Annotated in this window: 20 protein-coding genes; 10 read left to right on the forward strand and 10 right to left on the reverse strand. The window is 61.7% G+C overall.

Going from position 1 to position 20923, the window contains the following annotated elements; all coding sequences use genetic code 11:
• Positions 1–7 precede the first annotated feature (7 nt).
• The gene (locus ACSSVH_RS09325) at positions 8–2155 is read right to left on the reverse strand and encodes a methyl-accepting chemotaxis protein (protein ID WP_492634401.1); all 2148 of its coding nucleotides are present in this window, start codon (positions 2153–2155) and stop codon (positions 8–10) included.
• 238 nt (positions 2156–2393) lie between these two features.
• Here ACSSVH_RS09325 and ACSSVH_RS09330 point away from each other — a divergent pair, with 238 nt between their 5' ends.
• A complete protein-coding gene (locus ACSSVH_RS09330; protein ID WP_166647879.1) occupies positions 2394–3713 on the forward strand; it encodes a Na+/H+ antiporter family protein in 1320 nt (439 codons plus the stop codon).
• Positions 3714–3804: 91 nt separating this feature from the next.
• Complete coding sequence (gene ctpM, locus ACSSVH_RS09335; RefSeq protein ID WP_172314221.1) at positions 3805–5484, forward strand: methyl-accepting chemotaxis protein CtpM; 1680 nt, start codon at positions 3805–3807, stop codon at positions 5482–5484.
• Between the two features lie 448 nt (positions 5485–5932).
• Here the strand turns inward: ctpM and trhP are convergent, their stop codons facing one another.
• The gene (trhP, locus tag ACSSVH_RS09340) at positions 5933–7252 is read right to left on the reverse strand and encodes a prephenate-dependent tRNA uridine(34) hydroxylase TrhP (protein WP_170057902.1); all 1320 of its coding nucleotides are present in this window, start codon (positions 7250–7252) and stop codon (positions 5933–5935) included.
• 162 nt (positions 7253–7414) lie between these two features.
• On the opposite strand from trhP, the gene ACSSVH_RS09345 reads away from it, so the two are divergent.
• Positions 7415–8482 (forward strand): AI-2E family transporter, encoded by a 1068-nt coding sequence (locus ACSSVH_RS09345; protein ID WP_169956214.1) that lies wholly within the window; start codon positions 7415–7417, stop codon positions 8480–8482.
• Here ACSSVH_RS09345 and ACSSVH_RS09350 read toward each other — a convergent pair.
• From ACSSVH_RS09350 to ACSSVH_RS09360, 3 genes are all read right to left on the reverse strand, one after another.
• Positions 8479–8658: a hypothetical protein gene (locus ACSSVH_RS09350; protein WP_169956212.1), complete on the reverse strand. Its 180-nt coding sequence runs from the start codon at positions 8656–8658 to the stop codon at positions 8479–8481. The genes ACSSVH_RS09345 and ACSSVH_RS09350 overlap by 4 nt on opposite strands.
• Positions 8659–8767: 109 nt before the next feature.
• Positions 8768–8962, reverse strand: a complete 195-nt coding sequence (locus tag ACSSVH_RS09355) for a hypothetical protein (protein ID WP_029296627.1) — start codon at positions 8960–8962, stop codon at positions 8768–8770.
• A gap of 231 nt (positions 8963–9193) precedes the next feature.
• Entirely contained in the window at positions 9194–9541 is a 348-nt protein-coding gene (locus ACSSVH_RS09360; RefSeq protein ID WP_169956210.1) for a hypothetical protein, read from the reverse strand.
• A 164-nt stretch (positions 9542–9705) separates the two neighbouring features.
• Here ACSSVH_RS09360 and ACSSVH_RS09365 point away from each other — a divergent pair, with 164 nt between their 5' ends.
• Positions 9706–10524: a shikimate 5-dehydrogenase gene (locus ACSSVH_RS09365; RefSeq protein WP_169956208.1), complete on the forward strand. Its 819-nt coding sequence runs from the start codon at positions 9706–9708 to the stop codon at positions 10522–10524.
• Positions 10525–10653: 129 nt separating this feature from the next.
• Here the strand turns inward: ACSSVH_RS09365 and ACSSVH_RS09370 are convergent, their stop codons facing one another.
• Entirely contained in the window at positions 10654–11304 is a 651-nt protein-coding gene (locus tag ACSSVH_RS09370) for a YceH family protein (protein ID WP_169956206.1), read from the reverse strand.
• Between the two features lie 115 nt (positions 11305–11419).
• Between ACSSVH_RS09370 and ACSSVH_RS09375 the strand changes: the two genes are divergently transcribed.
• On the forward strand, positions 11420–11929 hold the full coding sequence (locus ACSSVH_RS09375) for a DUF1993 domain-containing protein (RefSeq protein WP_432755429.1): 510 nt from the start codon (positions 11420–11422) through the stop codon (positions 11927–11929).
• Positions 11930–12089: 160 nt separating this feature from the next.
• Here the strand turns inward: ACSSVH_RS09375 and sstT are convergent, their stop codons facing one another.
• Entirely contained in the window at positions 12090–13313 is a 1224-nt protein-coding gene (sstT, locus tag ACSSVH_RS09380; RefSeq protein WP_169956202.1) for a serine/threonine transporter SstT, read from the reverse strand.
• Positions 13314–13522: 209 nt separating this feature from the next.
• Here sstT and ACSSVH_RS09385 point away from each other — a divergent pair, with 209 nt between their 5' ends.
• Positions 13523–14677 (forward strand): MFS transporter, encoded by a 1155-nt coding sequence (locus tag ACSSVH_RS09385; RefSeq protein WP_170043180.1) that lies wholly within the window; start codon positions 13523–13525, stop codon positions 14675–14677.
• Here ACSSVH_RS09385 and nhaR read toward each other — a convergent pair.
• Positions 14674–15579: a transcriptional activator NhaR gene (nhaR, locus tag ACSSVH_RS09390; RefSeq protein ID WP_170043179.1), complete on the reverse strand. Its 906-nt coding sequence runs from the start codon at positions 15577–15579 to the stop codon at positions 14674–14676. The two genes, ACSSVH_RS09385 and nhaR, sit on opposite strands and share 4 nt — an antisense overlap.
• A gap of 148 nt (positions 15580–15727) precedes the next feature.
• Between nhaR and ACSSVH_RS09395 the strand changes: the two genes are divergently transcribed.
• The 4 genes from ACSSVH_RS09395 to mnmH all read left to right on the forward strand — a co-directional run bounded on the left by ACSSVH_RS09395 (position 15728) and on the right by mnmH (position 18987).
• On the forward strand, positions 15728–15979 hold the full coding sequence (locus ACSSVH_RS09395; RefSeq protein WP_172314217.1) for a hypothetical protein: 252 nt from the start codon (positions 15728–15730) through the stop codon (positions 15977–15979).
• Positions 15980–16008: 29 nt separating this feature from the next.
• Positions 16009–16758 (forward strand): TerC family protein, encoded by a 750-nt coding sequence (locus ACSSVH_RS09400; protein WP_057726241.1) that lies wholly within the window; start codon positions 16009–16011, stop codon positions 16756–16758.
• Positions 16759–16852: 94 nt separating this feature from the next.
• Positions 16853–17887: a selenide, water dikinase SelD gene (selD, locus tag ACSSVH_RS09405; RefSeq protein WP_492634402.1), complete on the forward strand. Its 1035-nt coding sequence runs from the start codon at positions 16853–16855 to the stop codon at positions 17885–17887.
• The gene (gene mnmH, locus ACSSVH_RS09410; RefSeq protein WP_492634403.1) at positions 17887–18987 is read left to right on the forward strand and encodes a tRNA 2-selenouridine(34) synthase MnmH; all 1101 of its coding nucleotides are present in this window, start codon (positions 17887–17889) and stop codon (positions 18985–18987) included. Before selD ends, mnmH begins: the two co-directional genes overlap by 1 nt.
• Before the next feature lie 118 nt (positions 18988–19105).
• Here mnmH and ACSSVH_RS09415 read toward each other — a convergent pair whose 3' ends face one another.
• Together ACSSVH_RS09415 and ACSSVH_RS09420 are read right to left on the reverse strand one after the other, a co-directional pair.
• Positions 19106–20161: a permease gene (locus ACSSVH_RS09415; RefSeq protein ID WP_169956190.1), complete on the reverse strand. Its 1056-nt coding sequence runs from the start codon at positions 20159–20161 to the stop codon at positions 19106–19108.
• A gap of 52 nt (positions 20162–20213) precedes the next feature.
• The gene (locus tag ACSSVH_RS09420; protein WP_170057908.1) at positions 20214–20915 is read right to left on the reverse strand and encodes a histidine phosphatase family protein; all 702 of its coding nucleotides are present in this window, start codon (positions 20913–20915) and stop codon (positions 20214–20216) included.
• Positions 20916–20923: the final 8 nt, after the last annotated feature.

Below are 20923 nucleotides of genomic sequence, written 5' to 3' on the forward strand. Positions count from 1 at the left end.
GGCGCCATCAGACTCGGAACTGGTCCATCAACCCCTGTTGCTGATTGGCCAGGCTGTTCAGCGTCTGGCTGACCCGCGCCGATTCATTGGCTTGTTCCGACAGCGACTCGGTCACGTCGCGAATCGTCGCCACGTTGCTGTTGATCTCCTCGGCCACCGCGCTTTGCTGTTCGGCGGCGCTGGCGATCTGCAGGTTCATGTCGCTGATCACAGTCACGGCGTCGCCGATCTGGCGCAATGCCGTGACGGCCTGGCCCACCTGCTCGACACTGCCCTGGGCCTGGCGGTGGCTGTTGTTCATGGAACTCACCACTTCCTGGGTGCCGTTTTGCAACTGTTCGATCACTTGGCGGGTTTCTTCCACCGACTCCTGGGTGCGCCGCGCGAGGTTGCGCACTTCGTCTGCCACCACCGCAAAACCGCGCCCGGCCTCACCGGCGCGGGCGGCTTCGATGGCGGCGTTGAGCGCCAACAGGTTGGTCTGTTCGGCAATCGCGCGGATCACTTCCAGCACTGAACCGATCTGCTCGCTATTGGCCGCCAGGCCTTCGACTTGGGCCATCGCCGTACTCATGTCGGCGGCGAGGTGGCCGATGCTGGTGGTGGTGCGGTCGATCACGGTCAGGCCTTCGCGGGTGGCCTGGTCGGCATCGCGGGCGGCTTGTGCTGCCTGGGCGGCGCTGCGCGCGACATCCTGGGCGGTGGCGCTCATTTCGTGGGAGGCGGTGGCCACCTGATCCACCTGGCGGTACTGCTGGTCCATGCCGGCGCTGGTCTGGCTGGCAATCGCCGCCGATTGGTCGGCGGTGCTGCGCGCGTCCTGTACCGAGCGTTTGACCTCGGCAATGATCGGTTGCAGTTTGTCGAGGAAGCGGTTGAACCAACTGGCCAACTCGCCCAGCTCATCGCGCTTGTCGTAGGCCAGGCGCCGGGTCAGGTCGCCTTCGCCGCTGGCGATATCCTCCAGCATACGGGCCACGCCGAGGATCGGCCGGGTCACGCTGCGGGCCATCAGCCACACCAACAGCAAGCCGACGATGGCGGCGAGCAGGCCCAGGCCCAGTTCCAGCAGGGTGCCTTTGGTGTTGTCGGCATCCAGCTCGGCCTTGAGGGCTTGCGCGGGGCCGATCAGGACTTTTTCCGGCACATCCAGCAACACGCCCCAGGACTTGCCATTGGGAATGGGCTGGAAGGGGGCCAGGACCTTGAGTTGATGATCGGTACGCAGGCTGTAGGTCTGGGTGCTGCTGGCCATGGCGCTGATCAGTTGCGCGCCGCTGGCGGTATCCACACTGTCCAGGCGCTGGCTGAGCTTGCTGGCATCCGGGCTGTAGCCGGCGAGCAAACCCACCGGGCTGATGATGCTGACGTTGGTCTGGCCGTCATACAGTTTGCGGCTGGCGTTCTGGCTGACGGCCTGCAGGCTGTTGAGGTTGATGTCCACCGACAGCGAGGCGATGACTTTGCCATTGACCATGAGCGGGAACACGATGCTGGTCAGCAATACGTTGTGCCCGTCGATCACATAGAAGTACGGCTCGATCACACACGGCTTGAGCGTGCTACGCGGGCAGGTGAACCAGGTGTTGGCCTTTTCGCCGCTGGGGCCGACGCTGGTGTCGGACATATCGCTTTCCGGCAGCGCCATCGAGGTCAGCGTGCCGGGTGTCGGCTGCGACCAGTACAGGGCAAAGCGTCCCTTTTCATTGCTGCCCAGCTCCGCCTGGCCGGCGAACAGCTCATCCTTGCCATCCAGGGCGTTGGCTTCAAAGACCAGGGACAGGCCCAGCAGGTCCGGGTTGGCTTGCAGGGCAGCCTTGACCTGGCGGGTCAGGTCCTCACGCAGGTCGAAGGCATCGAGAAAGCGCTTCTCGGCCTGTTCGCGCAAAAACAGCACCTGGCGCGAAAAACCATGGCCGTACTGATAGGCGTCCATAAATTGCTGGCGGATGCCCAGGGCCTGGACTTCACCCTGGGCTTCGATGCGCGATTGGGCCGCGACATTGAGCATCTGCGTGCTGGAGGTCTGGACCCTTTGTGAGCTCTGGTCCATCCGATACAGCGACAGACCCACCAGCAGGGTCACGATCCCCAACAGACAAAGGCCGGCGAGGAGGGTGATTTTCCATTGAATGGACAGCTGCCTGAGCGACATGGAGATCCTTAACCTTTCGTTACGACAGAGATGATCCGTTGTATCGGCCGCGTGGTTTTTTTCTTTATTCATACGATCAATTGAATTCTGTTTGCGACGTCGCGCTTTGACATGACGCGCCGGCTGCTGCAAAGTGCGCGCCCTCTAATAAAACTCCCTTTCTGCGTGTGCCGTGGTCGCCATCTGGCCAGGGCGCCGGCGCGTGTTGTTTTTATGTTTCTGTCTTGAGGTAACCATGATTAACGCAGTAATCGCCGCGGTCGGTACCATGCTCGTGCTCAGCCTGTCCCGCGTGCATGTGGTCATCGCGATCATCGTCGGCGCGCTGGTCGGCGGCTTGACCGGCGGCCTGGGGATCGACGCGACGCTCAGCGCGTTCAACAGCGGCCTGGGCGGCGGTGCCACAGTGGCGCTGTCCTACGCGTTGCTCGGTGCTTTCGCCGTGGCGATTGCCAAGTCCGGCCTGGCCCACGCCCTGGCGGACAAGGCCCTGCTGCTGGTGGACCGCCAGGAGGCTACCGGCGGCAGTCACGTCAAATGGCTGCTGATCTGCCTGCTGGGGGCGGTGGCGATTGCCTCGCAGAACATCCTGCCGATCCATATCGCCTTTATCCCGCTGCTGGTGCCACCGCTGCTGTATGTGCTGACCAAGTTGCAGATTGACCGGCGCCTGATCGCCTGCGTCATGACCTTCGGCCTGATCACCCCGTACATGTTCCTGCCGGTGGGCTTCGGCAACATCTTCCTCAACCAGATCCTGCTGGCCAACGTTGCCAAGAGCGGGGTGGATATCAGCCAGGTCAATGTCACCCATGCCATGGGCATCCCGGCGCTGGGCATGGTGTTCGGCCTGCTGGTAGCGGTGTTTATCAGCTACCGCAAAAAGCGCGTCTATGACCTGGAGAAAATCGAACGGGTCGAGCAAGTGGCGGTGCAATACAACCCGCTGACCCTGCTGGTGGCCGGGCTGGCCATTGCCTCGGCCTTTATTATCCAGTTGTGGCTGGACTCGATGATCATCGGCGCCCTGGCGGGTTTCCTGATCTTCTCGGTATCGGGCATCGTGCGCTGGCGCGACACCGATGACCTGTTCACCGAAGGCATGAAGATGATGGCGATGATCGGCTTCATCATGATCGCGTCTTCAGGGTTTGCCGAAGTGCTCAAGGCTACCGGCCAGGTACAGACGCTGGTGCAGGCCTCCGCCGCGTTCATCGGCCACAGCCGTGGCGTGGGGGCGTTGTTGATGCTGCTGGTGGGCCTGCTGGTGACCATGGGCATTGGCTCGTCATTCTCCACCGTGCCGATCCTTGCGGCGATTTTTGTGCCGCTGTGTGTGCAACTGGGGTTCAGCCCGCTGGCCATCGTCTGCATCGTCGGCACCGCCGGGGCCCTGGGCGACGCCGGCTCTCCAGCGTCGGACTCCACCCTGGGGCCGACCTCGGGTCTGAACATTGACGGCCAGCATCACCATATCTGGGACACCGTGGTCCCGACCTTCCTGCACTACAACCTGCCGTTGCTGGTGTTCGGCTGGTTTGCCGCGATGACCCTGTAACACCCCCTGTAGGAGTCGGCTTGCCGGCTCCTACAGTTTTTTCTCTGCGGGCCGTTAACCTCTTAACGTTGCCCTACAAGAGAGAAGATCCATGCGTCTGAGTCTGAAGGCCAAAGTCCTGTCCCTTGCCGTATTGCCGGTGTTGTTGTTTGCGGTGGTCATCAGCCTGACCACGGTGTGGATTCTCAAGGAACAGGCGCGCACCGAGGTGGCCGAAACCCGCCAGCGCCTGCTCAACAACGCCAAGGCCACCCTGCAAAGTTATGTCGAGGTGGCGATGACCACCATCAAGCCGCTGTACGACGCCGCAGCCCCTGGCGACACAGAGGCGCGGGCGCAGGTGGTCAAGTTGCTGTCCAACACCACCTACGGCAAGGACGGCTATTTCTTTGGCTACGACTCCGAAACCATCCGCCTGTTCAAGGGCAACAGCCCCGACGGCGTGGGCAAAAGCTTCAAGGACAACCGCGACCCCAACGGTGTCTACGTCAACCGCGACCTGGTGAAGGTCGGCAAGGACGGCAGCCACTACCTGCAATACAGCTCGACCCAGCCGGGGCAAACCGAACTGGTGCCCAAGCTCGGCTACACCGAATACCTGCCCAAGTGGGACATGGTGATCGGTACGTCAGTCAACCTCGACGGTATCGACGCCCTGGTCAGCGAGGTGGAAGCCAAGGTCAACGAGCGTATGGAAGGGGTGTTGTTGAGCATTATCGGTATTGCGGCGGTGTTGCTGTTGCTGATCGCGGCAGTGGGCATGCTGCTGGCCAATACCATCTTGCGTCCCTTGCACCTGATGAAGGCCAACCTCGACGACATCGCCGCCGGTGAAGGTGACTTGACGCGCCGCCTGGCAATCACCAGCCAGGACGAACTGGGTGAACTGGCGGGCTCGTTCAACCGGTTTGTCGACAAGATCCACGGCCTGGTGCGCCAGATCACCGACATGACTTCGCAACTGACCGGCCTGGTCAGCCAGGTGTCCGAGCAGGCCCATCGTTCGGAGCAGGCCATGGAGCGCCAGCGCCAGGAAACCGACCAGGTGGCAACCGCGATCAATGAAATGTCATCCGCCGCCCATGAAGTGGCGCGCAGTGCCCAGGGCGCGGCGGTGGCGGCCCAGCAGACCGACGCCGAAGGTCAGGCCGCCAAGCGCGTGGTGGATGGCAGCATCGCGCAGATTCATGCGCTGGTGAATGACATCCGCAGCAGTGGCGTGTCCCTGGACAGCCTGCAACAGGACGTGTCGTCGATTGTCAGTGTGCTTGGGGTGATCCGTTCGATTGCCGAGCAAACCAACCTGCTGGCCCTCAACGCCGCCATTGAAGCGGCCCGTGCCGGTGAAGCCGGGCGTGGGTTTGCGGTGGTGGCCGATGAAGTCCGCGCGCTGGCCAGCCGCACTCAACAAAGTACCCAGGAAATCCAGGGCATGATCGACCGCCTGCAAAAAGGCACCGAGGCGGCCGTGGAATCCATGCGCCGCTCCAGCGATGCCGGCGACGGCACCTCGGCCCAGGCCAATGAAGCCGGGGCGTCCCTCGATACCATGGCACAGCTGATCGGCACCATCAACACGATGAACGCGCAGATCGCCAGCGCCGCTGAAGAGCAAACCGCCGTGGCCGAAGAGATCAACCGCAGCGTGCATCAGATTGCCGTGGCGGTGGACAGCGTGGCGGACGAGACCCAACAGGGCGCGCAGACCTCCCGCAGCCTGGCGGAACTGGGGCAGCGGTTGGGGCAGTTGGTGGGGCAGTTCAGGATCTGACCTGGTAATTGGGGTGCTGGTTCTGGCCTCATCGCAGGCAAGCCAGCTCCTACATTTGAATGTATTCACAGTTCAAAATGGGGGAGTTGGTGGGGCAGTTCAGGATCTGATCTGGTAATTGGGGTGCTGGTTCTGGCCTCATCGCAGGCAAGCCAGCTCCTACATTTGAATGTATTCACAGTTCAAAATGTGGGGGTTGGTGGGGCAGTTCAGGATCTGACCTGGTAATTGGGGGGCTGGTGCTGGCCCCATCGCAGGCAAGCCAGCTCCTACATTTGAATGTATTCACAGTTCAAAATGGGGCAGTTGGTGGGGCAGTTCAGGATCTGATCTGGCAATTGCGGTGCTGGTTCTGGCCTCATCGCAGGCAAGCCAGCTCCTACATTTGATCGGTGAACACGGTCAAAATGTGGGAGCGGGCTTGCCCGCGATGAGGCCCTAACAGCCGCTACACATCCCGCATCAACAACCCAAACCCGATATCCATCTCCAACGGCACCGGCACATACACCGTATGCCCATCCCCCGGCGCCACCTCGATCGCCTCACCCTTGGCGTTATGCATCATCCCCAAATCAAAGTGGAAATTCCCCGCCGGGGTCATCAACTCCAGGTGATTGCCCACGGCAAAGCGGTTCTTCACCTTGACCTCGGCCAGTTCCCCGCGCCGTTCGCCGGTCAATTCCCCGACAAACTGCTGTTGTTCCGAGACGGAGCTGCCGTTCTGGTAGTTCTGGTACTCGTCGTGCACATGGCGGCGCAGGAAGCCTTCGGTGTAGCCGCGCTGGGCCAGGGACTCAAGGTTGGTCATCAAGCCCCGGTCGAACGTGCGCCCGGCCACTGCATCATCAATGGCCTGGCGGTACACCTGGGTGGTGCGCGCCACATAAAAGTGGGATTTGGTGCGGCCTTCGATCTTCAGCGAGTGCACGCCCATCTGCGTCAGGCGCTCGACGTGCTGCACCGCCCGCAGGTCCTTGGCGTTCATGATGTAAGTGCCGTGCTCGTCCTCGAAAGCCGGCATCTGCTCATCCGGGCGATTGGCCTCTTGCAGCAGAAACACCTGGTCGGTGGGCGCGCCAAGGCCCAGGGTCGGCTCGGGTTGATACTGCTGGACGATATCACCCACGGTGTTTTCGACCGCCGGGGTGGCCTGGTATTTCCAGCGGCAGGCGTTGGTGCAGGTGCCCTGGTTGGCATCGCGCTTGTTCATATAGCCCGACAACAGGCAGCGCCCGGAATAGGCCATGCACAGTGCGCCATGCACAAACACTTCCAGCTCCATGGCCGGCACGTGCTGGCGGATCTCGGCGATTTCTTCCAGGGACAATTCCCGCGACAGGATGATCCGGCAGATGCCTTGCTGCTGCCAGAACTCGACGCTGGCCCAGTTCACCGTATTGGCCTGTACCGACAGGTGGATCGGCATCTGCGGGAAGTGCCGGCGCACCAGCATGATCAGGCCCGGGTCGGACATGATCAGCGCGTCCGGGCCCATGGCGATCACCGGTTCCAGGTCCTTGAGAAAGGTTTTGAGCTTGGCGTTGTGCGGCGCAATGTTGACCACCACATAAAAGCGCTTGCCCTGGGCCTGCGCCTCGGCGATGCCCAGGGCCAGGTTGGCGTGGTCGAACTCGTTGTTGCGCACCCGCAAGCTGTAGCGCGGCTGGCCGGCGTAGACCGCGTCGGCACCGTAGGCAAAGGCGTAGCGCATGTTTTTCAGGGTGCCGGCAGGGGCGAGCAATTCGGGGGCAAGGACAGGGAGCATGGGGATTTGGGTCGCAAAAGGGCGGCAGGGTAGCCGAGCCGGGGCGGGCGCTTATTGATCTGGGTCTACGCTGTAGAAATAAAGATGGCACTCGTGCGACGCCCGGCGGACTAAGCAACAGGGCGCGCTGGGCGCCCGGCGTTTTTCTGGTACGGATCGGACATGAACCAAACGAATCTGCAATTCAAAACCCTGCTGTTGCTGCTGGTCATCGTGACCCTCGCGTTCTTCTGGATCCTGTTGCCGTTCTATGGCGCGGTGTTCTGGGCGGTCATCCTGGGGATCATCTTTGCGCCCATGCAGCGCCGCCTGCAGCTCAAGTTTGGCTGGAACCGCAACCTCACGTCGTTGTGTACCCTGATGGTGTGCCTGGTGATCGCGATCTTGCCGGTGATCATCACCAGCGCCTTGCTGGTGCAGGAGGGGGCGACGCTGTACAAGAACGTCGAAAGCGGCAAATTGGATGTGGCCGGCTACATCGAACAATTCAAGAACTTCCTGCCGCCGTACTTCCAGCACCTGCTGGACCGCTTCGGCATGGGCAACCTGGAAGGCCTGCGCGAGAAAATCGTCAAGGGCGCGATGCAGGGCAGCCAGTTCTTTGCCAGCCAGGCGTTCAGCTTTGGCCAGGGCACCTTTGATTTCCTGGTGAGCTTTTTCATCATGCTGTACTTGCTGTTCTTCCTGCTGCGCGACGGCCCCGACCTGGTGCGCAAAGTGCGCACGGCGGTGCCGCTGGCCGAGCCGCAGAAGCGTCGCCTGCAACTGAAGTTCAACCGCGTGGTGCGCGCGACCGTAAAGGGCAATGTGCTGGTGGCGGTGACCCAGGGCGCGTTGGGCGGCCTGATCTTCTGGTTCCTGGATATCCCCAGCGCGTTGCTCTGGGCGGTATTGATGGCGTTTCTGTCGTTGCTGCCGGCCGTGGGTGCGGGGATTGTTTGGGGGCCGGTGGCCGCTTATTTCCTGCTCAGCGGTTCAATCTGGCAGGGGGTGGTGCTGGCCTTGTTCGGGGTGTTTGTGATCGGCCTGGTGGACAACGTGCTGCGCCCGATCCTGGTAGGCAAGGACACCAAAATGCCGGATTACCTGATCCTGATCTCGACCCTGGGCGGCCTGTCGATCTTCGGCCTCAATGGCTTTGTCATCGGGCCGTTGATTGCCGCGCTGTTTATCTCCAGCTGGGCGCTGTTTGTCGAGACCAAACCACGGGTGCGGCTGCCATTGCCCTAGGCTGAGAAGCAATGGGCCATCTTGCGTGACAGGGCTTGGGCATCGGGTAGTGAAGTCAGTGGGCCGCTGATGGCTTCACCGTCGCGTACCAGGTACCAGCAGGCGAGCAAACCCAGTTCCCGCAGGGGGCCGGGGACGGCACTGCCGATGACGGACATGATCTGGATAGTGGGCATATCTACCTCCATTGCTGATGGAGGTCACCTTACGGCGGCCAGGCGGCGAGGGAAAATCACCCTGCTCGATAGTCAACATCACTGCGATCGAGACTGCGCCGGCAGGGGTTCAGTCAACCACCTGGTCCAGCATGTGCAGCACTTCCTGTTCATTGAGCAGGCCCTTGTGGACCAGGTTTTCTGCCAGCAGCGAGAGAAACTTGGCGCTGCGATGGCCCTCCAGGTGCTTGAGTTCGGTCAAGGCGCTGTAGACCTTGCTCGAAGTGCAGAGGCCGGCGGTACGGTGCGGGTTTTGTGTGGGCATGCTGGGTCGTCCTTGTTGTTATGACCTGTTATGGGGGACAGTTTCGATAGTGAGAGTGCCGCGTGACACAAACATGACAGCGCGCCCCCCGGTTGGGCAAGTGCACTTTGGCCTTAATAATGTCGGATTTAACAGTCGGCGTTGTCTCGATAGCGACCTTGGCGAGATTTATTCAGACCTGGCAGCCCATAAAAAAGCCCCGCCTGGAGGGCGAGGCTTTTTCTGCTGGGCTTACCAGCCGCGCCCGTAATAGCCGCGGGGCGGGCCGTAATAACCGCGTGGTGGCCCGTAATACACCGGCGCCGGGCGGTAATACACCGGCTGCTGTACATACACCGGCGCCGGCTGGTAATAGACCGGTGGCGGGGCGGCATACACCGGCTGCGGTTGGTAATACACCGGTTGTTGCTGCACATATACCGGCCGATCATGGCTGGCGATCACTGAGCCCACAACGGCTGCGCCGACAACCGCACCCAATACGGCCGGGCCACCCCAACCGCCACCATGGGCGCAGGCTTGGCCGGCTACAGCGAGTGCCCCGATCAGCAAGGCGATCCTGGGGATTTTACGAATCATGGTCTTTCCTCGGTTGGCCCCTGCGCTTGTGGTCTGCAATCAATAGACTCAAGGATTGTCGCGGGGATACTTTTAAGACAACGTATTTCAGGAAAACAGCACTACCACTAGGTAAAGGTTGTGTAAGGTCTGTACCGATTTGCTTACTTGAAGAGGCGTTACCGATGCTGATGAACCCTAACAAGGATACCCAGCTGTGCATGTCGTTGTCGGCCCGGCCAGGCAATTTCGGCCTGCGATTTCATAACCATTTGTATGAGCAGTTGGGGCTGAACTTCTATTACAAGGCCTTCAGCAGCCAAGACCTGAACGGCGCCGTGGCCGGCATCCGGGCCTTGGGTATCCGTGGCTGCGGGGTGTCGATGCCGTTCAAGGAGGCCTGTATCGAGTTGGTGGACGAACTCGACGACTCGGCCCGCGCCATCGCCTCGATCAACACCATCGTCAACACCGCCGGGCACCTCAAGGCCTACAACACCGACTACATCGCCATCGAGCAACTCCTGCAAAAGCACGCGGTGCCCAAAGACTCGACCTTCGCCCTGCACGGCAGCGGCGGCATGGCCAAGGCCGTGGCCAGCGCCTTGCGTGATGGTGGCTATGCCAATGGGCTGATCGTTGCGCGCAATGAAACGGCGGGCCGGGCCCTGGCGCACAACCTGGGGTATGAGTGGCAGGCGACATTGGGCAAGGCGCGCCCGCAGATGCTGGTCAACGTGACGCCGATCGGCATGACCGGCGGCGCCCAGGTGCAGGACCTGGCATTCGAGGCCGACGCGATTGATGCGGCCGACACGGTGTTCGATGTAGTGGCGATCCCCGCCGAAACACCGTTGATTGTGCGTGGAAGGGCCCAGGGCAAGCGGGTAATTACCGGCCTGGAAGTGATTGCGATCCAGGCCCTGGAGCAGTTCGTGCTGTACACCGGCATCCGGCCGACCGACGAACAGTTCCAGAAGGCGGTGAATTTCGCCCGCCAGTAAAAAATCTCAAAAACACTGCGGGCCCATGTAGGAGCGGGCTTGCCCGCGATGGCGGAGTGTCAGTCAACTATGTGTTAACTGATCCACCGCTATCGCGGGCAAGCCCGCTCCCACAGGGGGACGCGGTGTTTATTCGAGCCGCGACAGGCGCTCTTCCAGCGCCGCAATCCGTGCTTCGAGCTCTTCGATGCGTTCCAGAGGAACCCCGCTGCCAGCGCTGCTGCGCTCCACCGGGCTGCCACGGGCGGCCAGGATCGCCTCGATATCCGCCGGGTCGCCCAGGGAGTGGGTGTAGCGGTCTTCGCGCTGGCCGGCCTGCTTGGGCACCAGCACCGCCAGATCGCGAGCGATCAGGCGTTCCAGTTGGTGCACCACCTGCTCGGCATCTTCAAAGTCATGCATGCGCCCGCTGCGGGTCAGCAATTCGTTGACCGTCTGCGGGCCGCGCAGGAACAGCAGGCCAGTCAGAATCACCTGCGCCGGCACCAGCTCCAGGGCCTTGTCTACGCGGTGTTCCCAGCGGTCGGCGCGACTGCCCATCACCAGTTTGGTAAAGCCACGGCCTTCCAGGGCGCGCAGGCTCTGGCCGACTTGGCCCTGGCTGAGGTTCATCACCGGTTCGCGGCTGGTTTTCTGGTTGCAGGCCAGGACCAGGGCATTGAGGGTCAGCGGGTAGGTTTCCGGGTTGGTGGCCTGCTTCTCGATCAGGCAGCCCAGAACGCGGATTTCCGTGCTGTTGAGGCGCGGCTCGGAGGAGGTGGTGTCGTGCTCGGCGGTCATCGCGCTTTCCCTATGCAGTGAGCCCACTAGCCTAATCCCGAAAAAATAAAAGACAAGCAGCGCTCATGTCTATAATCGCGGCTGTTCAAACCCTGTCACCACTGTCGAGACTGTCATGACTATTTCCCTGTACGCCGCTTCCCTTCCGGTCTTCAAGCAAATGCTCAACGCCCTGGGCGATGTGCTGAACAAGGCCGAGGCCCACGCCACTGCCAAGAACATCGACCCGAACGCCTTGCTGCAGGCGCGTCTGTTCCCGGACATGTTCCCGCTGGTACGCCAGGTGCAGATCGCCGTGGATTTTGCCAAGGGTGTTTCCGCGCGCCTGGCCGAGATTGAAGTGCCGAAATACGAAGACACCGAAGTCACCTTCGCCGACCTGCAAGCGCTGATCGCCAAGGTCCTGGCCTTCATCGACACCATTACCCCGGCGCAGATCGACGGCAAGGAAGGCATCGAGATCGTCACCCGCCCAGGCACCCCTAAAGAGAAGCGCTTCAGCGGCCAGTCCTACCTGCTGACCTATGGTCTGCCGCAGTTCTTCTTCCACGTCACCACCGCCTACGCGTTGCTGCGTCATAACGGTGTGGAAGTGGGCAAGCGTGACTACATGGGCGCGTTCTAAGCCCTGAGTAACACTGCAAAAACAAATGTGGGAGCGGGCTTGTGTGGGAGCTGGCTTGTCGGATCGCCGCATCGCTGCGATAGCATCACCTCGGTATCACTGATAGACCGAGGTGATGCTATCGCAGGCAAGCCAGCTCCTACTTGCTTGCCGGGTTGTGTCAGGCCGGGTTCTTGTCTTCGTGGCCCAGGCACGCCGCTGCGGTGAATAGCACGTCGGTAGACGAATTCAGCGCGGTTTCCGCCGAATCCTGCAACACCCCGATAATGAAGCCCACGGCCACCACTTGCATGGCGATTTCACTCGGAATGCCGAACAGGCTGCACGCCAGTGGAATCAGCAACAGCGAACCCCCGGCCACACCCGACGCGCCACAGGCACAGATCGCCGCCACCACGCTGAGCAGCACGGCGGTCGGCAGGTCGACCGCGATGCCCAGGGTATGCACGGCGGCCAGGGTCAGCACGGTGATGGTGATGGCGGCGCCGGCCATGTTGATGGTCGCACCCAACGGGATCGATACCGAGTAGGTGTCTTCGTGCAGGCCCAGGCGCTCACTCAACGCCAGGTTGACCGGGATGTTGGCCGCGGAGCTGCGGGTGAAGAAGGCGGTGATCCCGCTTTCACGCAGGCACAGCAGCACCAGCGGGTAGGGGTTGCGACGCAATTTCCAGAACACGATCGCCGGGTTGACCACCAGGGCCACGAACAGCATGCAGCCGATCAGCACCAGCAACAGGTGCGCATAACCGAGCAGCGCATCAAAGCCAGAAGCGGCCAGGGTCGAGGCCACCAGGCCGAAAATCCCCAGCGGTGCGAAGCGAATCACCACGCGCACGATCAGCGTGACGCCGTTGGACAGGTCGTCCAGCACGGTGCGGGTGGTTTCCCCGGCATGACGGATCGCGATGCCCATGCCGATGGCCCACGCCAGGATCCCGATAAAGTTGGCGTTCATCAACGCGCTGACGGGGTTGTCCACCACGCTGAGCAACAGGCTCTGCATCACTTCGCCGATCCCGCCGGGAGCGCTGATGGCCACGTCATGGGTGCTGAGCACCAGGCTCGACGGGAACAGGGTACTGGCAATCACCGCGACCACCGCCGCCGAAAAGGTACCCAGCAGGTACAGGAACAGAATCGGCCGGATATGGGTTTCCTGGCCATGCTTGTGGTTGGCAATCGAGGCCATCACCAGCACAAACACCAGGATGGGCGCCACGGCCTTGAGCGCCGAGACAAATACCTTGCCGATGAACGCGGTGGACAGGGCAGCACTGGGCGACAGCAGGGCTAGCAAGATGCCAGCAACCAGGCCGATGACAATTTGGGTCACCAGGCTGACGCGCAGCAGGCGTTGAAGCAGCGAAGGAGCAGCAGTCATAAGAGTGTCTCTAGTTTTTTTAATGTGTGCAGCGCTATGCAGGGCGCGAAGTCTAACATGCTGTAGGAAACATCCCGTTTGCTGCGGCATTCAGTCGCCAAGGCCGTGTGTGGTCCGGTCACATTCTGTTAAGATTCGCCATCCTCTTCTTATCTCTATGTCAGCGGGCCCTTGGGTCAGCGCTGGCGTCGCCGTTTCTGGAGTTGTGCATGTTGTTGCCCATCCTGCTGCTGTCCGCAGCCGGTTTTACGGTGTTGACCACCGAATTTGTCATCGTGGGCCTGTTGCCCTCCATCGCCCGTGATTTGGATGTGAGCGTGTCCCAGGCTGGTCTGCTGGTGACCCTGTTTGCCTTCACCGTAGCCGCGTTTGGGCCGTTCCTCACCGCGTATTTCGCACGCTTTGAGCGCAAGCGCCTGTTTATCAGCATTCTGTTGATGTTCGGCGCGGCCAACACCCTCGCGGCACTGGCGCCGAATATCTGGGTAATGGCCGTGGCCCGCCTGATTCCGGCCCTCGGATTGCCGGTGTTCTGGGCCCTGGCCAGCGAGACGGCGGTGGACATCGTTGGGCCGGACTACGCTGGCCGGGCGATTGCCAAAATCGGTTTCGGCATCGTCTGCGCCACGGTCTTCGGCATCCCGGTGGGTACGCTGATCTCCGATATGTTCGGCTGGCGCAGCGCCTTCGGCATTCTCGCCGGGGTGGCGGTGCTCAAGGCATTGCTGCTGTTGATTTACCTGCCGGCGACCACAGTGAAGAAGGACGCGGTGACCCTGCGTTCGCAGTTCAAGATCCTGCGCAACCCGTTGATGCAGGGCCACGTACTGCTGTCGATCCTGGTATTTAGCGGCATGTTCACTGCCTATACCTACCTGGCCGACATTCTCGAGCGCCTGGCCGGCTTCGATGGCACGCTGGTGGGCTGGTGCCTGATGGGCTTTGGCGCCGTGGGGCTGATCGGCAATTCCCTGGGCGGACGCATGGTCGACAAGCATCCGCTGATCGCCTCCATGGTGTTCTGCGGCTTTATGATTGCCGGCATGGTGGCGCTGGTACCGGCGATCCATTCCACCCTCGGCCTGGCTGCGGCCATGGGGATCTGGGGCGTGACCCAGGCGGCGCTGTTTTTGGTCAGCCATGTGCGCTTGATGAAGGCGGCGCCCCATGCGCCGGCATTTGCCGCGTCCTTGAACATTGCCGGGGCCAACCTGGGCATTGGCCTGGGCGCGATGGTCGGCGGGCGGGTGATCGACACCTTGGGCCTGGGCAGCCTGGGGTTCGCCGCGTCGGGTTTTATCCTGCTGTCGATTCTCCTGGCCCTGTGGCTGATGACCGCCAAGACCCGGGTCGCCTGCGCCTAGGCGGGCAACGCGGTAAACAGTTCGCGGCGAGCACCTTCGGTAATCGCCACGATGCCGGGGTGCTTGACCTTACGTTCCACCGAGATGGCATAGAACGACTCGGTGACCGCGTCCGTCTGGCCAATCAATGCCACGCCGTATTGGCGCAGCACTTCCTCGGCAATCACGCTGGGGGCAATGAAAATCCCGCTGCCGGACTGGCCGAAGGCCTGCATCAAGGCGCTGTCGTCGAACTCACCGATGATTTTCGGGCGGATCTGCTGCTCGGCGAACCAGCGCTGCAAACGGCTGCGCACTACGGTTTCGGCACCGGGAATCAATAGCGGTGCACCGTGCAGGCACTGTGGGAAATCACCACCGTGCCGGTCCGCCAACGCCTGGGTGGCGAAGAAACTGATGCCGCATTCCCCAAGCTTCTGGCTGTAGCCCTTGATGTCCAGGTGCGTCGGCATCGGGCTGTCGGAGATCACCAGGTCCAGACGCTGGATCGCCAGGTCGGCCAGCAGGCGTTCGAGTTTGTCTTCACGGCAGGTGATGCGCAGTGGCTCGCTCAACTCCATGGTCGGCGCGATCAGGCGATAGACGATGGACTTGGGCACCACGTCCGCCACGCCAACGCGAAACACAATCTGCTGTTCATTGGGCTGGGCGCGCAACATCGCTTCCAGCTCATTGCCCGTCTGGAACATCTGCTCGGCATAGGGCAGGGCCTGGCGCCCAGCCTCGGTCAGCTCCAGTTGGCGGCCGACTCGTTGAAACAGTGCGATACCAAATGTCTGCTCCAACAGACTGATTTGCCCGCTGATGGTCTGCGGCGTGAGGTTCAGTTGCTCGCAGGCACGCACGATGCTGCCGGTCTTGGCGACTACCCAGAAGTAGTGCAGTTGTCGGTAATTGAGCATCAGGCGCCTCGGTTGCAGAGTATTACTTCGTGTAAACCGAAGTATAAGCGAAAAAAATACGAATTTTCCTGAAGTGTTCGCTTCCTTAGAATGCCTCGCTATCGCGGGCCCAATGCTTGGGTCCAACGGTTCTAACGAGGAATACATCATGAAACTCAATTCCCTGGGCGCGGCGTCGTTGCTTGCGCTTTCATTAGTGGTGCTCGGTGGTTGCGACCAGGTCGAGAAGAGCACCCAGCAGGTGCTGGGCAAAGCCAGCGAAGCGGCCAAGCAGGCCATTGATGACACCCATAAAGCCGCCGAACAGGCGTTGAGCGAAGCGACCCAGGGTTTGATTGCCCCCAAGGAAGACGAGCAAGAGCAGGATTCCAAGCCTGAGCCAGATTCCAAAGAAGCTTAATTTCCCGTACACCCAGTCAGGACTGACCTATGGATTACCTTTTACAGCTGGCCGCCAGCCCCACCGCCTGGGTGGCCCTGGCGACGCTGATCGTCATGGAAATCGTGCTGGGGATCGACAACCTGATCTTCATCTCGATCCTCACCAACAAGCTGCCGGAGCAACACCGGGCCAAGGCACGGCGCATCGGCATCAGCATGGCGCTGATACTGCGCCTGGGCCTGTTGAGCACCATCGCGTTTATCGTGCAACTGACGGCGCCGGTGTTTGAAGTGTTCGGCCAGGCGTTTTCGTGGAAGGACATGATCCTGATCGCCGGTGGCCTGTTCCTGGTGTGGAAGGCGACGACCGAGATCCACCACAGCATGGACCCGGAGCCCGAAGAGAAAGCCAGCGTCGGCAATACCGTGGCGATCGGCTTTGCCGCGGCGATCGGGCAGATCCTGTTGCTTGACCTGGTGTTCTCCATCGACAGCATCATCACCGCCGTTGGCATGACCGAGCATTTGCCGATCATGATCATTGCCGTGGTGACCTCGGTGATCGTGATGCTGGTGGCGGCTGAACCCCTGGCCAAGTTCATCAACGACAACCCGACCGTAGTCATGCTGGCCCTGGGCTTCTTGATCATGATCGGCATGACCTTGATCGCCGAAGGCTTCGGTGCCCATGTGCCTAAAGGCTACGTGTATGCGGCCATGGCTTTCTCGGCTGCCATCGAGTGCCTGAACATCGCGCGGCGCAATCGCCACAAGCGTTTGCTCGCTGCCCGCCAGTAACCGCTGGAACCCAAAGGCCGGCTGCGCTCACATGAGCCCAGCCGGCTTTTTGCTGTCTGTTAGAATCCCCGCACTTGATAGCTTGAGGTCCACCATGAACGAGCCGATTCGCCTGACCCAGTACAGCCACGGTGCCGGATGTGGCTGCAAGATTTCGCCGCAGGTGCTGGAAGTGATTCTCGCCGGCAGCGGTGCGCAGAACCTCGACCCCAAGCTCTGGGTGGGCAATGCCTCGCGCGACGACGCGGCGGTGTACGCCATCGACGACGAGCGCGGGGTGGTGTCCACCACTGACTTTTTCATGCCGATCGTCGACGACCCCTTCGATTTCGGGCGCATAGCCGCCACCAACGCCATCAGCGACATCTACGCCATGGGCGGCGATCCGTTGATGGCTATCGCGATTCTCGGCTGGCCAGTCAACGTGCTGGCCCCGGAAATCGCCCGCGAAGTGATTCGCGGTGGCCGCGCGGTGTGCGACGCAGCGGGCATCCCCCTGGCCGGTGGCCATTCCATCGACGCCCCGGAGCCGATCTTCGGCCTAGCCGTCACCGGGCTGGTGCACAAACGCCATATGAAGCGCAACGACACCGCCACCGCTGGCTGCCGTTTGTACCTGACCAAACCCCTGGGCATCGGCATCCTTACCACCGCCGAGAAGAAGGGCAAGCTGCGGCAGGCGGATATCGGCCTGGCGCGGGACTGGATGTGCACCCTCAACAAGCCCGGCAGCCGCTTCGGCAAGCTGGCCGGGGTCAGCGCCATGACCGACGTGACCGGTTTCGGCCTGCTCGGGCACCTGGTGGAAATGGCTGACGGCAGTGGTTTGACTGCCCTTATCGAATACGAAAAAGTCCCACGCCTGCCGGGGGTGGAGTACTACCTGGACCAGGGCTGCGTGCCCGGTGGCACCCTGCGCAATTTCGACAGCTACGCCAGCCAGTTGGGCCGTATCAATGAACTGCACAAACGTGTGCTGTGCGACCCGCAAACCAGTGGCGGGCTGCTGGTGGCGGTCACGCTCGAGGGCGAAGCCGAGTTTCTGGCGGCAGCTGCCGAACTGGGCTTGAACCTGGCGCCGATTGGCCAGTTGGTTGAGCGACAGAGCAACGCGGTAGAGGTGTCTTGATGCCCATCGACATTACCGATTACCGCGATATCTTTCTCAACGACCGGCCGATGATGGACACCCGCGCACCGGTCGAATTCGTCAAGGGCGCGTTCCCCGGTGTGGTCAACCTGCCGTTGATGAACGATGACGAACGCCAGCGGGTGGGCACTTGTTATAAGCAGCAGGGGCAGCAGGCGGCGATTGTGCTGGGGCACCAACTGGTCAGCGGCGCAGTTTTGCAGGAGCGATTGGCGCGCTGGACCGCGTTTGCCCAGGCCAACCCTGACGGTTACCTGTATTGCTTCCGTGGCGGCTTGCGTTCGCACTTGGTGCAGAAGGTGCTCAAGGACGAAGCGGGGATCGACTATCCCCGGGTCGGCGGTGGCTACAAGGCCATGCGTACCTTCTTGCTGGAGACTGTGGAGCAGGCGGTCGAGCAGTGTGACTTTGTCCTGCTGGGTGGCCTGACGGGCAGTGGCAAGACCGAGGTGCTCCATCAGTTGCGCAATGGCCTGGACCTGGAGGGTCATGCCAATCACCGGGGCTCCAGCTTTGGCAAGCGCGCCACGGGCCAGCCATCGAATATCGACTTTGAAAACCGCCTGGCGGTGGACGTGTTGAAAAAACGTGCGCAAGGGATCGAGCAGTTTGTGCTTGAAGACGAAAGCCGCATGATCGGCAGCTGCGCCTTGCCGCTGAACCTGCACCGGGGCATGCAGGCGTACCCGATGGTATGGCTGGAAGAAAGCCTGGAAAACCGCGTCGAGCGGGTTTTGCGCGACTATGTGATCGACCTGTGCGCGCAGTTCGAGGCCGAGTTTGGCGAAGCGGGCTTCAGCCTGTTCGCCGAGCGCCTGGTGCAGAGCCTGGCCAATATCCACAAGCGCCTGGGTGGAGAGCGCTACCAGCGCTTGCACGGGCTGATGCAGGACGCCCTGGCCGAGCAGGCCCGCTCGGGGAACGTGGATTTGCACCGCGGCTGGATTGTCGGGCTGCGTGAATACTACGACCCGATGTACGCGTTCCAGCGTGAGAAGAAGGGCGCGCGGATCGAGTTTGCCGGGGAGCGGGGGGCGGTGCTGGAGTATCTGCGCGAGCGTGGTGCCCGGCGCGGGTGATTGGCTGGTTTTCGGGCCTCATTTGCAGGCAAGCCAGCTCCCACATTTTGAATGTATTCACAGTTCCAAATGTGGGAGCTGGCTTGCCTGCAATGAGGCCCTGACAGTCAACCCCTCCCTACAGGACGACCACCGCCACCAACCCACACACCACGCCCATCAGCATGGTCAACCCGGCCACCGTCACCAGCACCCGCGTGTCGAAATCCTTGCGCAGCATCAACAGCGACGGCAGGCTCACGCTCGGCAGGGTCATCAGCAGTGCCACTGCGGGCCCGGTGCCGAGCCCCAGGGCCATCATGGTCTGTACGATCGGGATTTCGGCGGCAGTCGGAATCACAAACAGGGTGCCGACAATCGCCAGCGGCACCAGCCACAGCAGGCTGTCGGCCATCGCCCCGTCCACATGGGGAAACAACCACACCCGCGCCGCGCCCAACAGCAACACCGCGAGGATGTAGATCGGGATGGTGCTCCAGAACAACTGCCACAAGGTGCGCAGCCAGCGGCTGAGGAAGGGCTGGGTCTCGGCGCCGCTGACGTCGGCCACGGCCTCCAGCGCCACCTGTGGCACCTGCTCGGGGCGGGCGATACGTTGGGCGATCAGGGCGACGCCGATCACCAGGACGATCCCGGCCACCAGCCGCAGGGCGGCAAAATCCCAGCCCAGCACAAAGCCCATGAACACCAGGGTCGCGGGGTTGAGCACCGGGTTGGCCATCCAGAACGCCAGGGCGGCGCCCACCGATACTTGCTGGCGACGCATGCCGGCGGCCACCGGCGCGGCGCAGCAACTGCACATCATGCCCGGCAGGGCGAACAGCCCGCCACGCACCGTGGAGCCCAGCCCGGCGCGGCCGAACAGGCGCAACAGCCAGTCCCGTGGAATCAATACTTGCAGCAACGAGCCGAGAATTACCGCCAGCACGGCGGCTTTCCAGATCGCCAGGAAATACACCTGGGCATAGGCCAGGGCCGCCGCCAATGGCGAGCCTTGCTGGTCATTGAGGATCGAGTTGCCGATGCTGTGGCTGTCCGCCGCGACGAACGCCTTGAAGTAGTAGGGTGACCACTTCACGTAATACAGGCCGACGCAGGCCACCAACAGGAACAGCGCCGGCTTCCACCAGAAGGACCAGCCGCGTACAGGGCTGGCAGAGGTGAGGTTAGACATGGTCAAGATCCGCAGATAAGTCGATAGCGACGCATCATACGCGGTCCCGGTGTCAGGTGTCGGCGGCTACGTGCGTCGCATCCGGGCAGGTCTGCAAGCCGTTATCCAGCCCTTGCTTGTAGTTGCGGCTGAGCAGGCTGGCCTTGCCGTTCTGCCAGGTCAGGGTCAACACGTACAAGGTGTCGAAATCGCCGCCGGACCAGTCTTCGGTGATGGTGTACTTCTCGCCGACCGCTTCGCTCGCGACCTTGTTGATCAATTCCGGCAGGTAGCCGTGGGACCAGGCGGTATAGATGGTGGAGTTGTGGTACTTGTCCTCCATCAACTCGTCAGCCAGATCGCTGGTGTCGTTGGCCGAAAACTCGATGTTCACCGGCAGCCCGAGTTTGATCGCGCTGGGGCTGATGGTCATCAATGGGCGAATGTAGCTGTAGGAATTGTCGAACTCGCCTTCCTCGACATTGCGCGTCGGGTTGGCCGCGAATACAAAATCGGCGGCGCCGAATTTTTCTGGCAATACGGTGGCCAGGTTCATCGCGCGGTTGAGGCCCTGGCAATTGAGTTGGCCCAGGCCGCCCACGGGCTTCTCGCCATGGCGCAGGAACACCAGGGTCTGCACGCCGTTCTTCGGCTCGGCGCTGCTTTCGCGGGCTTCAAAGGCCAGCATCAAGGCGCCACCGACAAACAGTGTCGGCACCAGGAAATAAGCACATTTTCTAAAACGTTTGCCAATGCACAAAGGCTTGATAGTCATTAGGGTTC

It is taken from the genome of Pseudomonas sp. HC1(2025) (assembly GCF_058742075.1).